Source organism: Thiohalophilus sp., from assembly GCF_034521165.1.
In the GTDB taxonomy this organism is placed as follows: domain Bacteria; phylum Pseudomonadota; class Gammaproteobacteria; order UBA6429; family Thiohalophilaceae; genus Thiohalophilus.
Map to the genome: position 1 here is coordinate 121,659 of NZ_JAXHMV010000014.1, position 13,999 is coordinate 135,657.

The 13,999-nt window shown below is 57.4% G+C and carries 18 protein-coding genes; 3 read left to right on the forward strand and 15 right to left on the reverse strand.

Features of this window, described 5'->3' with window-relative positions:
* Positions 1-48 precede the first annotated feature (48 nt).
* Positions 49-1,002 (forward strand): IS481 family transposase, encoded by a 954-nt coding sequence (locus U5K34_RS13845; RefSeq protein WP_322568989.1) that lies wholly within the window; start codon positions 49-51, stop codon positions 1,000-1,002.
* 152 nt (positions 1,003-1,154) lie between these two features.
* Here the strand turns inward: U5K34_RS13845 and U5K34_RS13850 are convergent, their stop codons facing one another.
* From U5K34_RS13850 to def, 6 genes are all read right to left on the reverse strand, one after another.
* Positions 1,155-1,502, reverse strand: coding sequence for a DUF3024 domain-containing protein (locus U5K34_RS13850; RefSeq protein WP_322568990.1), 348 nt, complete (start codon positions 1,500-1,502; stop codon positions 1,155-1,157).
* A gap of 165 nt (positions 1,503-1,667) precedes the next feature.
* The gene (locus U5K34_RS13855; protein WP_322568991.1) at positions 1,668-1,907 is read right to left on the reverse strand and encodes a hypothetical protein; all 240 of its coding nucleotides are present in this window, start codon (positions 1,905-1,907) and stop codon (positions 1,668-1,670) included.
* Between the two features lie 550 nt (positions 1,908-2,457).
* Positions 2,458-2,646, reverse strand: a complete 189-nt coding sequence (locus tag U5K34_RS13860; protein WP_322568992.1) for a DUF2892 domain-containing protein — start codon at positions 2,644-2,646, stop codon at positions 2,458-2,460.
* 73 nt (positions 2,647-2,719) lie between these two features.
* The gene (locus U5K34_RS13865) at positions 2,720-3,394 is read right to left on the reverse strand and encodes a Crp/Fnr family transcriptional regulator (protein ID WP_322568993.1); all 675 of its coding nucleotides are present in this window, start codon (positions 3,392-3,394) and stop codon (positions 2,720-2,722) included.
* A 325-nt stretch (positions 3,395-3,719) separates the two neighbouring features.
* On the reverse strand, positions 3,720-4,103 hold the full coding sequence (locus tag U5K34_RS13870; RefSeq protein WP_322568994.1) for a SirB2 family protein: 384 nt from the start codon (positions 4,101-4,103) through the stop codon (positions 3,720-3,722).
* A gap of 239 nt (positions 4,104-4,342) precedes the next feature.
* Positions 4,343-4,891: a peptide deformylase gene (gene def / locus U5K34_RS13875; protein ID WP_322568995.1), complete on the reverse strand. Its 549-nt coding sequence runs from the start codon at positions 4,889-4,891 to the stop codon at positions 4,343-4,345.
* 74 nt (positions 4,892-4,965) lie between these two features.
* On the opposite strand from def, the gene U5K34_RS13880 reads away from it, so the two are divergent.
* A complete protein-coding gene (locus U5K34_RS13880) occupies positions 4,966-5,691 on the forward strand; it encodes a CsiV family protein (RefSeq protein ID WP_322568996.1) in 726 nt (241 codons plus the stop codon).
* A 160-nt stretch (positions 5,692-5,851) separates the two neighbouring features.
* Here U5K34_RS13880 and U5K34_RS13885 read toward each other — a convergent pair whose 3' ends face one another.
* Genes U5K34_RS13885 through cysM form a run of 8 tightly spaced genes read right to left on the reverse strand, consistent with a single transcriptional unit; the run spans position 5,852 to position 12,515 of the window.
* Entirely contained in the window at positions 5,852-6,598 is a 747-nt protein-coding gene (locus U5K34_RS13885) for an S-methyl-5'-thioinosine phosphorylase (protein WP_416224111.1), read from the reverse strand.
* On the reverse strand, positions 6,595-7,140 hold the full coding sequence (locus U5K34_RS13890) for a hypoxanthine-guanine phosphoribosyltransferase (protein WP_322565885.1): 546 nt from the start codon (positions 7,138-7,140) through the stop codon (positions 6,595-6,597). Before U5K34_RS13890 ends, U5K34_RS13885 begins: the two co-directional genes overlap by 4 nt.
* Positions 7,140-8,234 carry a mechanosensitive ion channel family protein gene (locus U5K34_RS13895; protein ID WP_322568998.1) on the reverse strand — a complete coding sequence of 365 codons (1,095 nt, stop codon included), beginning with the start codon at positions 8,232-8,234 and terminating at the stop codon, positions 7,140-7,142. The genes U5K34_RS13890 and U5K34_RS13895 overlap by 1 nt, the downstream gene beginning before the upstream one ends.
* A 23-nt stretch (positions 8,235-8,257) precedes the next feature.
* Positions 8,258-9,307, reverse strand: coding sequence for a beta-N-acetylhexosaminidase (gene nagZ / locus U5K34_RS13900; protein WP_322568999.1), 1,050 nt, complete (start codon positions 9,305-9,307; stop codon positions 8,258-8,260).
* Between the two features lie 12 nt (positions 9,308-9,319).
* Positions 9,320-9,808, reverse strand: coding sequence for a L,D-transpeptidase (locus tag U5K34_RS13905; protein ID WP_322569000.1), 489 nt, complete (start codon positions 9,806-9,808; stop codon positions 9,320-9,322).
* A complete protein-coding gene (locus tag U5K34_RS13910) occupies positions 9,808-10,278 on the reverse strand; it encodes a CYTH domain-containing protein (protein ID WP_322569001.1) in 471 nt (156 codons plus the stop codon). The genes U5K34_RS13905 and U5K34_RS13910 overlap by 1 nt, the downstream gene beginning before the upstream one ends.
* Positions 10,278-11,609: a 23S rRNA (uracil(1939)-C(5))-methyltransferase RlmD gene (gene rlmD / locus U5K34_RS13915; RefSeq protein ID WP_322569002.1), complete on the reverse strand. Its 1,332-nt coding sequence runs from the start codon at positions 11,607-11,609 to the stop codon at positions 10,278-10,280. Before rlmD ends, U5K34_RS13910 begins: the two co-directional genes overlap by 1 nt.
* 15 nt (positions 11,610-11,624) lie before the next feature.
* A complete protein-coding gene (gene cysM / locus U5K34_RS13920; RefSeq protein WP_322569003.1) occupies positions 11,625-12,515 on the reverse strand; it encodes a cysteine synthase CysM in 891 nt (296 codons plus the stop codon).
* A 115-nt stretch (positions 12,516-12,630) separates the two neighbouring features.
* On the opposite strand from cysM, the gene U5K34_RS13925 reads away from it, so the two are divergent.
* A complete protein-coding gene (locus tag U5K34_RS13925; protein WP_322569004.1) occupies positions 12,631-13,014 on the forward strand; it encodes an Hpt domain-containing protein in 384 nt (127 codons plus the stop codon).
* A 232-nt stretch (positions 13,015-13,246) separates the two neighbouring features.
* On the opposite strand, the gene pdxJ is transcribed toward U5K34_RS13925, so the two are convergent.
* Positions 13,247-13,996, reverse strand: coding sequence for a pyridoxine 5'-phosphate synthase (pdxJ, locus tag U5K34_RS13930; protein ID WP_322569005.1), 750 nt, complete (start codon positions 13,994-13,996; stop codon positions 13,247-13,249).
* Positions 13,997-13,999: the final 3 nt, after the last annotated feature.

A 13,999-nucleotide genomic window follows, 5' to 3' on the forward strand; every position in this document is an offset into this window, starting at 1 on the left:
TCCCGGAAGAATGGAGGTGTGAACAAACCAACCTTCCAGGAGTCCCGGATGAACATTCATAAAAATGCCCGATTAACGCCTCAAGGTCGAGCCCTTTTGGTTCAACGTGTGCTCGAAGAGGGGCTGCGTCCCACCGAAGCGGCCCAGGCCGCCGGCGTCAGTCCCCGCACGGTCTATAAGTGGTTGGCCCGTTTTCGTGACGAAGGAGAAGTCGGTTTGCGGGACCGCTCTTCCCGGCCCCACGCCAGTCCCCGAGCGACCGCCGAGCCGGTCCGTGCCCAGATCATCGAACGCCGCCGCCAACGCCAGACCTACCGTCAAATTGCCCAGGCCCTGAACCTCGGCCATAGCACGGTCGCCCGACTGCTCCAACGTGAAGGACTCAATCGCCGCCTCGGGGCATTGGCGCCGGGCCGGCCCGATAATCGCTACGAGCACGCGGCACCGGGGGACCTGTTACATCTGGATATCAAGAAGCTGGGCCGCTTTGTCCGCCCCGGGCATCGGATCACCGGGGAACGGCAGCGCAAAAGTCGCGGCGCCGGTTGGGAGTATGTGCATGTGGCCATCGATGACCACTCGCGGGTGGCCTTTAGCACGATTTACCCCGATGAGACCGGCCAAAGCGCCTGCCGGGCCTTGCTGGCGGCGGTGCGTTACTATGCCCACCTCGGGATCCACTTCAAGCAGGTGTTGACCGACAACGGGGCCTGTTACCAATCCCGACGCTTTGCGCGACTGTGCCAACGCCTGGGACTGACACACCGCCGGACGCGGCCCTACAGTCCGCGCACCAACGGCAAGGCCGAACGGTTCATTCAAACCGCGTTGCGCGAGTGGGCCTATGCCCGGGCTTACGCCAGCTCAGACCAGCGGGAGCAGCATCTGTCGGCGTGGTTGCATCAGTACAACTGGCATCGGCCTCACGCGAGTCTGGATTACCAACCGCCTATCAGTCGACTGGGATTTTCCGTGAACAACCTTATGAGGTTACACAGCTAGGGGCTAGCCGCTAGGTCCTGGTCTACATAGAGTAATAGGTATACTGTCCCCAATATTCGCAGGGGAAAATAAATCTATCACTTTTCTACATACTGTCGTTTAATAGAAATAGTTAGGCCACCCTCCACCCTGGATTCATTGGATGGTTCTTTCTATCCATAAAAACATGAATACTCGTCTTGTTCCACGATTTTCAGGAATTCTTCGAGTCTTTTAGCTTCAGGAGCTGGGTCGTAGCGATGCCATTTCAGATCGGCGCGTTGCCAGTAGATTTTCCAGGTGTCTTGTCTTTTTATGTATGTTGCTTTCGCTACCGGCTCTTCAATACGTTCATTTGGGTTATCCCATAACGGGCGGATTTCAAATAACTCAATACTTTGCCCTTCTATTCGAAATGACAAATCCAGCTCTTTACGGACGTGCGGTGGTGGACGGTGCTTTTCCACATAATCACCGACCAGCTTCTCGTATTTCCTTTTTTCGAATTCGCTAAATGCCAAATTTGATACTGTTATGGTTATTTTCGCCGCGCTGCAGGAAATCCAGAAAGGCGTGACGGTGGAAATCTACGGCGTAATTGTTCTTATGCCACATCAAATCTGGGCATCTATTCTTTCATAAATATTATACCTGATTCTAGCCTGACTAGAACCCTACTCAGCTTGTTATGCGATGTTTTGTAACCTGTTGGCCAGGTCATGCCCGGAAGTCGGTGGCGGTAGAGGTTTGTTGTCTTTGCGATACAGTTCTATTGCTTCTTCGACGATCTGGCATAATTCCTCGAAGACCTGTTTTTCATCCTCACCGTGGCAGCCGCCAAAAATCAATCCGGGGGCGCTGCCGACATAGCATTGATCTTCTTCCGACCACTCGACGATCTTTGCATATCTCGCACTGTCTTTCATTTCTTCAGTCCCGCAAGTCTGAAGCTTGCTGCTCGTATCCAATAGGCGCCGAAATCATTCTCTAATCCTAGCAAGCATTTCCCGATTTTTCGATGCAGGACACTCGAATTTCATACAACATCAGGATTTCCCGAATTGCCGCTAGCCTGTTTTTATCCCGTTAGACGCCGCCGAGCATCGCAGCGAAAGGAGGACCAGCCCGAAGGGTGGCGGCAGGGATGCCGCCACTCGCCAGTCGGCACAGGGACGTGCCGTCTGGCGAGCCCGACTGGAGCGAGAAGCGCAGGGGGACCGGTTCAGCCATTGGAAATGGCTGAACCGGCGGTGTCTTTCGGGCGCGTTTTCTTTGGTTCGTTTCTTTGTCGCGTGACAAAGAAATGAACCCGAGGCGCGCTGGCGGGTCAGCGCTTTCGAGATTTAGCTCGCCCGCAGGGCGATCATTTTGAATAAGCTGGATGCCCGATACCGTTTCACTATATCGGATCAACATTACGGGATACCGAAAAACAAAGAGCCGGCATCATGCCGGCTCCCGGTATGACAAGGCCAGTTATTTGACCTTGCAGGTCTTGATCCCCAGCAGTGAATAGGCCGGACACCAGCCTATCAGGCCGGTTGCCAGGGGGACTACGCCAATCCAGCCCCAGGGACCGATACTGCCCGCCAGGGTCAGTCCGATCAGTACCAGACCGGCAATAACCCGAATTCCGCGATCCACACCACCTTCATTTATGCTCATTACCGCTTCTCCTGTGTCAATAAACCTGTGATTAACAGCATGCGGTAATCGGTGGGCGATTTCAGTGACATTGTCACACAGCGTGTTGCGCCAATGTCTCCAGGCTGTCGTGTTGTACCAGGGTGATACTGGAACGCTGCAGGCGCAGCAGGCCCCGGCCTTCCAGACGCTTCAGGTGCCGGGAGACCACTTCCCGGGCACTGCCCAGTTCGCTGGCGAGATCCTGATGAGTAACATGCAAGTGCCCTTGCGAATCGGCATGCGCCAGCAGATAGCGAGCCAGACGGCGTTCCACTGACTGGAAAGCCACTTCATCGATGCGCCGGATCACGTCAGCCAGGCGTTGGCCCAGGCTGGCGAAGACAAAGCGGCGAAAGGTGGCCGACCCTTCCAGTCCCGTTTCGAATTCGCGCCGACGCAGGGTCAGGGCTTCGACCTCGGTGTCGGTGATCCCTTCCGCCGGATAGTGTTCACCCGCGAGCAGGCAGGACGTGGTGAGGATACAGGTCTGACCGGGACCAACCCGGTACAGCACGGCTTCACGACCGCTTTCGGTGATCATCCGCACGCGTACCGAGCCGGCAACCACCAGCAGGTATTGCTCACAGGCATTGCCGACATGAAACACAGGCTGCCCCGCCGGCAGCCGTGCCAGCCCGGCGTGCTCGCGCAAGGACTGCATCACCGGGGTATCGTCCGTTGCCAGTTCAGGGAAGTATTGTTGCCAGAGTTGTTGGATATCCGCCATTGTCTGCTCCACCGGTATGGCCTGTAGCGCCCATTCCGGGCATTTTTCTTTTAGTGACTTTTCTTGGACAAGTAAGAAAAGTCACTCGCCGCGCGGGCACGAGAGCCCGCTTTCAAGATCCAGGGCGCCCGCAGGGCGACAGCCACTTACCATAATATGATATGGTCTGGCCAAGTCAGATTGCCCGATATCGTATAGCTCTATCGAGCCTGACAATATTTTTTATCCCCTCTTCTTAACCGTTATTCCGGGCATCCCTGCCTCCACGCGGGCCAGCCTTCGGCTGTTCAATCTGCTCCGGCAATTGTCCTGGAGATGGAACAAATCAAAGGGTGACCAGCCACCCCAGCGGATGGTGATACAACGCCACGCTGACCATGTAGACAAACACCAGGATCGCCACCAGCCAGTACGCGACCCGCTCACGCCGGGTTCGGGCAAAGCGAAACACCATCAGTCCAAGCCCGATATACACCAGCAAGGCGATCAGCTTGGCGGTGAGCCAGCCGTGCACCAGCGGGTACTGCTGGATCAGCACGGCCATCCAGATGCCGCTGGCCAGCAATACCGTATCGTTGATATGCGGGACAATCTTTACCCATTTCTGACGCATGAAGCCCATATTCATGAACAGTCCCAGGCCCCGGATGACAAACAGACTGATCGTGATGATGACCGTACTGACATGAATAATTTTCAACCAACCCATTAATCAAATCCACTCGAAGTTTTTTTAATTCCTGATTCAATTGCCTTTCACCAAGACTCAAACCCGCAATGTAAAGTCGGATTTCTTTGCGTTCTCAGCGTCTCTGCGAGAGATATAATCGAATTGTCTTTTTCGTAAACTCAATATCCTCTCGCAAAGCGGAAAAGCACGCAAAAGCAATCTGTTTTCCTTTGCAAGTGCTGCCAACTGCTAACTGCCCTCTGCTAACTATCTTTGATTTATTCCCGCGACGCCGGCCCGCTGCCGGGCACGCCGAATTGCACCAGCTCCTCCTCGAAACCGAAATACTGCATATCCGTCATACGTTGCGGATAGAGGATGCCGTCGAGGTGATCCACTTCGTGCTGCACGACGCGGGCGTGGAACCCGCTGACCTCCCGCTCGATATGCACGCCATACTCATCGACACCGCTGTAACGGACCTGTGTATAACGCGGGACCAGTCCGCGCAAACCGGGCACGCTGAGGCACCCTTCCCAGCCCGCCTCCTGCTCCTCATCCAGCGGGACGATTACCGGGTTAATCAGAACCGTCCGCGGGACGCTTTCCACATCGGGATAGCGGGGATTGGCCTCCACCTCGAAAATCACCACCCGTTGCGAGACGCCGATCTGGGGGGCAGCCAGGCCGGCGCCGTCCAGGGCTTGCATGGTATCCAGCATATCGGTAATCAGGGACTCCAGTGCCTGGGTATTGAATTCACTCACCGGCTCCGCCACCTGACGCAGCACCGGATGTCCCATTTTGAGCACTTCTTTGACGGCCATAACACCTCTCGCTGGTCAAGTCGGGGTATAATTGGTTACATTATTCACCTGGTTGTAAGCTAAGGAATATAGCATTGAAACAGATCCTCTGCCTGGCCCTCCTCGCCCTGTTCGCCCTGCCGGCGCTCGCCGCCGATGATGATGAGCCGGTTCGCTATTATGATGTGGAGCTGATCATCTTCGAGAACCTGGCGCCCTCACATCGCCAGAGCGAAAACTGGCCGACCTCGGTGGAACGGGGATTGCCGGAGTCGGAAGTGATGATCGAACTCAATCGCCCCTATCCCGGCCCGATTCCCGAGGACTATAACCCGGCCTACACCTTCAAGGCCCTGCCACGGGATGAATACCGCCTGAGCGAGGAGATCGAGAAAATCGAGGAATCCCCCAACCGCCGGGTCCTGCTACATACCGCCTGGCGCCAGCCAGGCATGCGATGGGAAGAGGCGCTGAACGTGCACCTGAGCCGCAATGTTCCCGCCGGCCCTGGCAAGCCATCGAAACCCGATGCCGACCAGCGCGGTAACGACGACAGCGAACCGGAAGGTGAAGCCGGCGAGCTGGAGGCCTACATCAAGGTCATCCTGTCACGTTACCTGCACGTCGATGCCAATGTGATGTTCCAGACCCGCCCTGAAACCGGCCGCTTTGACTTTTACATCGAAGAATCGGAAGAACCGGTGGTTTATCAGCTCAAACAACTGCGGCGGCGTATCCGCAGCACCGAACTGCACTACCTCGACCACCCCGTCCTGGGCATGCTGATCATCATGCACCCGGTCGAAACCGACAAACTCTAGCCATTAATAGCTGATTCGACGGGGTAACATCCTCGTGTCACACACGCTGTAAATAACGCGGAGGTCGCAGAGGCGCAGAGGACGCAAAGAAAAATAATAAACTTTGCGTTCTTTGCGTCTTCGCATCCTTTGCGTTATTACCAGAATCCTGTCTATTTACTTATAACAAAGGAATAACGTGTTCGAGCAGGGTGCGGACGTTTTTCATGCCTTCGGCCAGGTGTTGTTCGATCTCTTCCATGGTGATCTCGCCGTCATGACGGCCGGCGGCGAGGTTGGCGACGACGCCGATGGAGGCGTAGCAGGCTTCCAGCTCGCGGGCGAGGACGGCTTCGGGCATGCCGGTCATGCCGACGATGTTGCAGCCGTCGGCTTCGAGTTTGTCGATCTCCGCGGCGGTTTCCAGGCGCGGTCCCTGGGTGGCGCCGTAGGTGGCTTTATCAATCACACCGACGCCCGCCTGTTCCGCCGCCGTTAACAACGCCTGGCGCAGACTCCGGCAATAGGGCCAGGTAAAGTCGACGTGGATGACCGGGTTATCCCCTTCCTCGAAAAAGGTGTTACTGCGCCCCCAGGTGTAATCGATGATCTGATCCGGGATCACCAGACAGCCAGGCTGGAATTCGGACTGGATTCCGCCGATTGCATTGACCGCGATAATCATCTCGGCACCGGCCTCCTTGAGTGCCCAGAGATTGGCGCGATAGTTGATTCGGTGCGGCGTAATGGTATGCCCCGAACCGTGACGCGGCAAAAACAGCACCTCGTTATCCCCCAGCTTGCCACGTACCAGGGTACTGGACGGCTCGCCATAGGGCGTATGCATGATTTCGCGACCGGAAATTTGCAGATTCTGCAAACTGGTCAGACCGGTGCCGCCGATGATGGCCACTTTCGACATAGTTATAATCCTTTGACTGCGTAGATACCCGGCGCATTGCGCAGGTAGCCTTTGTAATCCATCCCGTATCCGAACAGATAGCGATCTTCGGTTCGCAGGCCGACAAAGTCCGCCTGCAAACCGTTTTTACGATCGTGCATTTTTTCCACCAGTACGGCGCTGTAGACTTCGGTCGCGCCCTCGGCGCGGCAGTGCTCCATGATCGCCGCCAGTGTTATTCCCTCGTCCAGGATATCGTCAATGATAAGAATATTCCGTCCCGCCAGAGGATGTGTAGGCCGCACCTGCCAGTTCAGATCGCCGCCACTGGTCCCACCGGCATAGCGGGTGGCATGGATGTAGTCGATCTGCAAGGGAAAATTCAACCGGGTCAGCAGATGACCGGCCGGGATGATGGCACCGGTCAGCACGCACAGGACCAGCGGATCGCTGTTTTTCAATACCTGGGTCATTGCCGCGGCCATTTTATCCAGCGCCGCTTCGACCTGTTGCTGATCATAGAGGCAATCCGCCTCGTTCATTGTCTGGTTAACGGTATTGATATTCATTATTGTGTTGTCGGTGGTTGTGGCAGATTCGCACCTTCTATTAGATCCGGCATATGCAATGTCCGGGTCGGGAAGGCCACTTCGGCGCCGTGACTGGCGATAATATCACTGATTTTGAACAGCACGTCCTGCTTGACTTCGTGAAACTCGATCCATTTGACCGTTTTGGTAAAGGTATACACAAAGAAGTCGAGCGACGAGGCACCGAAACTGTTGAAGTTGACGATCAGGGTCTGCTCCTGATCGATTTCCGGATGTGCCTGTAACATGGCTTTCACATCAGCGATAATTTTCGGTAACACATCCACATCCGTATAGCGCACCCCGATGGTTTCGAAAATCCGGCGATTGAACATGCGCGAGGGGTTTTCCACCACGATACTGGAAAACACGGAATTGGGCACGTAGATGGGCCGCTTGTCGAAAGTACGGACAATCGTCAGTCGCCAGCCGATTTTCTCTACCGTGCCCTCGATATTACGATCCGGCGAGCGGACCCAGTCGCCAATGGCAAAGGGCCGGTCAAAGTAGATCATCATGGCGCCAAAGAAGTTGGCCAGCATGTCCTTGGCCGCAAAACCGATGGCGATGCCGCCGATACCGCCAAAGGCCAGGATCGCCGAGATATTGACCCCGAGTGTCTGCAACATGACCAGGGACGCCGTGATAAACACCGAGATTTTCAGCAACTGGGTGATCGCATCGGCCGTGGTTCTATCCAGTGGCTTGCCTTCCAGATCCTTGCGATCGAGAATGTTTTTCTCCATCTGATCCACAAAACGCAGCAGCGCCCAGGCAATCGCAATGATCGCCCCGACCTCACGCACCGCACGGTCGGATTCGAGATCAAACACCGCCATCAAAAACGAAATACCCAGAACCCAGATAAACAGGGTGACAGGATGACGAATGGAACTGACCAGAGAGTTATCCCAGATACTGGCCGTCTTCTGAAAACGTTTTTCCAGATGCTTCAGAACCCGTTTCTGGATAAAGTCCAGCAACAGCGTGGCAAAGATAATGACAAAGCTGTGCACGATCCACCAGTTGCCATCCAGCAGCTCATCGATATAGAGGGTAATCTGTTCAAGCATGTCGGTGCCTTATAGGCCTGTTATTAAAAATCGAATGCCAGCGATGGATTGGCGCTGTATTTATCCAGCTGTCCGGTAATCTGGCGCCATTGACTTGAGGCATGCAATTGCTGGCGATCCACCTCGCCCTTGCCGTGCATGCGCGCCAGTCGCAGGTGCGCGACCGGATCTTCATAATCCCCAAGCGACTCCAGCACGTCGACGGCCGCGTCGCGATTATTGCACACCAGGACCATATCACAGCCGGCCTGCAATGCCGATCGCGCCCGTTCGCTATAGCGCTCGCCGGCGACGCTGGCCCCTTCCATATCCAGATCGTCGCTGAAAATCACACCCTGAAACTGCAAGCGCTCGCGCAAAATCTGTTTCAACCAGATGGCGGAGAATCCGGCCGGCAGGCGATCCACTTTATTGTAAATGATATGCGCCGGCATGATCGCGGTCAGGCCATAACCGATCATGCGACGAAACGGCAGAATATCGTGATGATAGATATCCTGGTAATCACGCGAGTCGACCGGCACGGCCTTGTGGGAATCGGCCTCGACCGCGCCGTGGCCGGGAAAGTGCTTGCCGGTGGCGGCCATGCCGGCATCGGCCATGCCCTGCATCCAGGCATGGGCCAGCTCGGCCACCACCTCGGGTTTGGAATGAAACGCGCGATCGCCAATGACCTCGCTGACCCCGTAATCGAGATCCAGCACCGGGGCAAAACTGAAATCGATATCCAGGACCCGCAGTTCAATGGCCATTAACCAGCCAGCCTGGCGGGTTAGCGCTCTGGCCTTGTGATGGTCGTGCTCATAAATCTGACCAAACAGACGGGTCGGGGGAATATGAGTGAAACCGTCGCGAAAGCGTTGCACCCGTCCGCCTTCGTGATCCACCGAAACCAGCAGACGCGGCTCGCGCAGGGCATGAATCTCGCGCACCAGCTGGTGCAACTGGTCGATGGACTCAAAATTGCGACTGAACAGAATTACGCCGCCCACGTGCGGATGCAACAACAGCGCACGATCGTCTTCCGACAATGTCGTGCCGGCAATATCGAGCATAACGGGTCCCAGTGACATGGCGTATTCCGGTTACTCTTCGATACGGACACGCGTGCCGGCGGGCAGCATGTCAAACAGGGTGAGAATATCGGCATTGCGCATTTTAATACAGCCGTGGGAGCTGGGAATCCCCATAGTATCCTCATCCGGACAACCGTGGATATAGACATAACGGCGCATGGTATCGACCGCGCCGAGCCGGTTGACGCCCGGCTCCAGGCCGCTGAGCCACAGGATGCGGCTCAATATCCAGTCCCTTTGCGGGTACTGTTCACGCAACCGGGGGGTGTAGATCTCGCCGGTGGGCCGTCGGGCGACAAACACCGTGTTCTCCGGTTGCCCGGCACCGATTCTGGCGCGGATCTTGTGCCAGCCACGCGGGGTCTGTTGGCTGCCGTTGCGCTCGCCCACGCCATTTCTGGCGGTGGCGACGCGAAAACAGGCCAGCTCGTCACCGTCCTGCACGACCCGCAGGGTCTGATCCTGCACGCGGATATGCACTTCAGGCTGTGAACTCATCAGCGCCACGCTTTATAGGGATGTTTGACCAGGCTGACATTATAATAACGCGGATCCGCGGAGACTTCCTCACCCAGCCAGTGTGGTGGTTCGAACGTTTCCGATTCGGACGCCAGCTCGATCTCGGCCACCACCAGCCCGGCGTTATCCCCCTCGAACACATCGACTTCCCAGGTATGACCGGCATGGTTGACGTGATAACGGGTTTTCTCTATGACCGGTTTCTCACACAGGGCATCGAGCATTTCCCGCGCATCGGCCAGTGGAATCGGGTATTCATACTCCTGACGATAAATGCCCAGGGTCGCGCTTTTGATATTCAGATTGGCCTGTTCGCCCGCGATGCGCACCCGCACCGACGCCTCGCGTGATCCGATCAGATAGCCCTGCGCCAGATGTTGCCCCGCATCGGCCTGCTCGCGCCAGCTATCACTGTTGACCAGAAATTTGCGTTCGATCTCGATCGCCATTATTCACCTTTGATAAACAGGGCAATGGATTCCACATGCGCGGTGTGCGGAAACATGTCCATGATCCCGGCGCTGGCCAGCCTGTAGCCGTGCTGGTTGACCAGTTCGCCCGCATCGCGTGCCAGGGTCGCCGGATTACAGGAGACATACACGACGCGTTGCGCCCCCGTGGCGGCCAGTTGCGGGATCATCGATGCGGCGCCACTGCGGGGCGGATCCAGCAACACCTTGTTATAAGTTTGTTTTTTCAGCCAGGGTTCGGCGGCGGTGTCCTCGAACAGATTGGCAACGTGGAATTGCGCGTTATCAATGCGGTTGAGTTTGGCATTGGCCCGGGCGCGCTGAATCAGATCGGATTCGCCCTCCACGCCAACGACCTCGCCCGCCCGACGTGCCAGCGGCAGGGAAAAGTTACCCAGGCCGCAGAACAGTTCCAATACCCGATCATCGGGGTTCACCTCGAGCAACTGCAGGGCATGGCTTACCATGCGGCGGTTGATATCGCTGTTGACCTGGGTGAAATCGGTCGGCAGAAATTCCAGTGTCACGTCAAACTCGGGCAGTGTATAGCGTAATGTGGCCTGCTCGGGATAGAGCAGTGTCACACTGTCCGGTCCTTTGGGCTGGTGATAGATGACAAAATCATTGGCCTTGCCGTAATCGATCAACAGACGAATATCGTCTTCAGTCAACGGTTCAAGATTGCGAAACACCAGCGCGGTCTGCTCGTCGCCGGCGGCCACTTCGATCTGGGGCAACCGGCGATAACCACTGAGCCGGCGCACCAGATCACCCAGTTCGGGCAGGCGTCCCCCCAGTTCGGGCGTCAGGATGTGGCACTGTTCCAGTTCAGCCAGAAAGTGACTGCCGCGCTCGCGAAAGCCGACCAGCACTTTTTCTTTCTTGTCCACATAGCGGGCCCCGAGCCGCGCCTTGTTGCGATAACCCCGGATGGGCCCGGTCAGCGGTTGCAAAACCGACTCCGGCGTCACCCGGCCGATGCGGGCGAGATCATCCAGCAGGGTCTGTTGCTTGAGACGCACCTGCTCTTCGCTACTGACATGTTGCAGGCGACAGCCGCCGCAAACTCCGAAGTGCGCACAGGTCGGCTCGACGCGTGCTGGCGAAGCCGACAAGACCTGTTGGACCCGGCCTTCATCGTAATTACGCCGGCTACGGGTATAGACAAACTCCACCTGCTCGCCGGGCAGCGCGCCGTCGATGAAGACGGTCTTGCCGGCGATGCGGGCAATCCCCTGACCTTCGGGGGTCATGTTCTCGATGTCGGCAATAACCGGCTCGGTGGTCTGTATACGGCGTTGGCGTGCCATGGTGATCCGGGCGGCTCAGGCGGAGAAAACATTGGTCGAAAGATAGCGATCTCCCCGATCACAAATGATCGAGACGATGACGGCATTGTCCACCTGCCGGGAGAGTTGCAACGCCGCCGCCACCGCGCCGCCGGAGGAAATGCCGCAAAAAATACCTTCCCGGGCGGCCAGTGCCCGGGTGGTCTCCTCGGCCTCCTCCTGGGTCACGTCCAGGGTTTGATCGACCCGCGCCGCATCGAAAATGGCGGGCAGATAGGCCTCGGGCCAGCGGCGAATGCCGGGGATTTTCGCCCCTTCGGCGGGCTGCACGCCGACAATCTGCACGGCGCGGCTTTGTTCCTTGAGATAGCGCGAAACCCCCATGATGGTCCCCGTGGTCCCCATGGCGCTGACAAAATGGGTTACACCGCCGTCGGTATCCCGCCAGATCTCGGGGCCGGTGCCTTCATAATGGGCCAGCGGATTATCCGGGTTGGAAAACTGATCCAGCAGCCTGCCCTGCCCGTCAGCGGCCATCTGCTCGGCCCGATCCCGGGCACCTTCCATGCCCGCCTGTTCACTGACCAGGATGATCTCGGCGCCATAGGCTTTCATGGCCGCGCGGCGCTCGACGCTCATGTTCTCGGGCATGAGCAGCACCATGCGATAGCCCTTGATGGCCGCCGCCATGGCCAGCGCGATGCCGGTGTTGCCGCTGGTGGCTTCGATCAGGGTATCCCCGGATTGGATTTCACCCCGTTTTTCGGCATGCTGGATCATGCTCAGGGCGGGCCGATCCTTGACCGATCCGGCCGGGTTGTTGCCCTCGAGCTTGACCAGCAGGGTATTGCTGGTCTCACCGGGCAAACGTTGCAGGCGAACCAGGGGGGTGTTGCCGACAAAGGCTTCAATCGTTGGAAAGTTCATTGCCACAGTTTACCGCGTTATGGGCTGCATTTTCATCAGCCGGGACAATTTTCACGGAACGGGCATCAACCCTGGCACAAACCCGTTATCACCATCCGCTCAAAGAGGCTGACACATGACAGAAACCGATTCGGCACAAGCGGCGCCGGCCCTGCTGGACAAAAAACAGGCACTGGCACAGGCAGGCGGTAATCGCGAGCTGGCCTGCGATCTGTTCCGCATGCTGCTCGAGGAACTGCCTGTGTTGCAAAGTCAGCTGGCGCAGGCCATCGATAGCGGCGCACGAGACGCCATGTGGGATCCGGCCCATAAACTCTATGGCTCAACCGCCTATTGCGGTGTGCCGGCATTGCGCGAGACCGCCCGGGCGATGGAAGAATGCATCAAGCAGCAGCAAACGGATCAGCTGCAGGCCTGTTTTGCCCGGTTGAGTACGGAAATCGCCCGCCTGCAGGAACAGGGGCCACAGCTGGCCGAACAGCTGCGCGCCGAGACATAATCCCTTGCGGTGGGACAGTATCCCCGGTACAGCGATAGTTTTGCCGCGTATAGTCACTTCTGCTGGTTGCGTGCACAGGCGCTAAATCACTGTTCCAAAAAGGTGCGCAAGAGGCAGGTCAGGCTGCGCACCGCGCTGCCTGACATTCAGGCTACTCCCGGAGATGGAGGTGGATACCGTGTTGTTCTTGCAGGTTCCTTCGTCTGACGCTGACGTTGGCTAGCGGTTAAACTCAGGGAGCGAATCGCGCCGTCACCATCAGTCGCTTCATTTCCCGCACGGCCTCTTCCAGACCGGTGAAAACGCTGCGGGCCACAATCGCATGCCCGATATTCAGCTCCCGGACACCCTTGAGCGCGGCAATCCGACTGACGTTGTGATAATGCAGGCCATGGCCGGCATTGACCTGCAGCCCCAGACCGAGACCCTGCTCCATCGCCTGGGCAATTTTTCCGAACTCACTTTCCCTGTCGGCCGCTGTCGTGGCATCCGCATAGTGACCGGTATGGATTTCGATCACCGGCGCACCACACTCGGCCGCGGCGCTGATCTGTTCGGGATCGGCATCAACAAACAGTGAAACGCGCACGCCGGCATCGGCCAGCTGCTGGCAGGCATCGCCTATGCGCTGGCGCTGGCCTTTGACATCCAGCCCGCCTTCGGTCGTCAATTCCTCGCGCCGCTCGGGCACCAGACAGCAATCCGCCGGTTTAATCTGTCTGGCGATCGCCAGCATTTCGTCGGTCACCGCCATTTCCAGATTCATCCGGGTCTGCACGAGATCGCGCAACATCAGCACATCGCGATCCTGAATATGCCGTCGGTCTTCGCGCAAATGCAGGGTAATGGAATCGGCCCCCGCCTGCTCGGCCAGCAGTGCGGCCTGGACCGGCTCGGGATACAACGTTCCCCGGCTCTGGCGCAGGGTGGCAATATGGTCGATGTTGACACCCAGTAAAATTTCATTGCTTGCGTCGGACACGGA

Coding starts and splice junctions, on each gene's coding strand:
- cysM (WP_322569003.1), bottom strand. CDS start 12,515: ATGAACTTTCCAACGATTGAAGCCTTTGTCGGCAACACCCCCCTGGTT.
- rlmD (WP_322569002.1), bottom strand. CDS start 11,609: ATGGCACGCCAACGCCGTATACAGACCACCGAGCCGGTTATTGCCGAC.
- U5K34_RS13860 (WP_322568992.1), bottom strand. CDS start 2,646: ATGAGCATAAATGAAGGTGGTGTGGATCGCGGAATTCGGGTTATTGCC.
- U5K34_RS13905 (WP_322569000.1), bottom strand. CDS start 9,808: ATGAGTTCACAGCCTGAAGTGCATATCCGCGTGCAGGATCAGACCCTG.
- nagZ (WP_322568999.1), bottom strand. CDS start 9,307: ATGTCACTGGGACCCGTTATGCTCGATATTGCCGGCACGACATTGTCG.
- U5K34_RS13890 (WP_322565885.1), bottom strand. CDS start 7,140: ATGAATATCAATACCGTTAACCAGACAATGAACGAGGCGGATTGCCTC.
- U5K34_RS13925 (WP_322569004.1), top strand. CDS start 12,631: ATGACAGAAACCGATTCGGCACAAGCGGCGCCGGCCCTGCTGGACAAA.
- U5K34_RS13870 (WP_322568994.1), bottom strand. CDS start 4,103: ATGGGTTGGTTGAAAATTATTCATGTCAGTACGGTCATCATCACGATC.
- U5K34_RS13910 (WP_322569001.1), bottom strand. CDS start 10,278: ATGGCGATCGAGATCGAACGCAAATTTCTGGTCAACAGTGATAGCTGG.
- U5K34_RS13895 (WP_322568998.1), bottom strand. CDS start 8,234: ATGCTTGAACAGATTACCCTCTATATCGATGAGCTGCTGGATGGCAAC.
- def (WP_322568995.1), bottom strand. CDS start 4,891: ATGGCCGTCAAAGAAGTGCTCAAAATGGGACATCCGGTGCTGCGTCAG.
- U5K34_RS13865 (WP_322568993.1), bottom strand. CDS start 3,394: ATGGCGGATATCCAACAACTCTGGCAACAATACTTCCCTGAACTGGCA.
- U5K34_RS13855 (WP_322568991.1), bottom strand. CDS start 1,907: ATGAAAGACAGTGCGAGATATGCAAAGATCGTCGAGTGGTCGGAAGAA.
- U5K34_RS13845 (WP_322568989.1), top strand. CDS start 49: ATGAACATTCATAAAAATGCCCGATTAACGCCTCAAGGTCGAGCCCTT.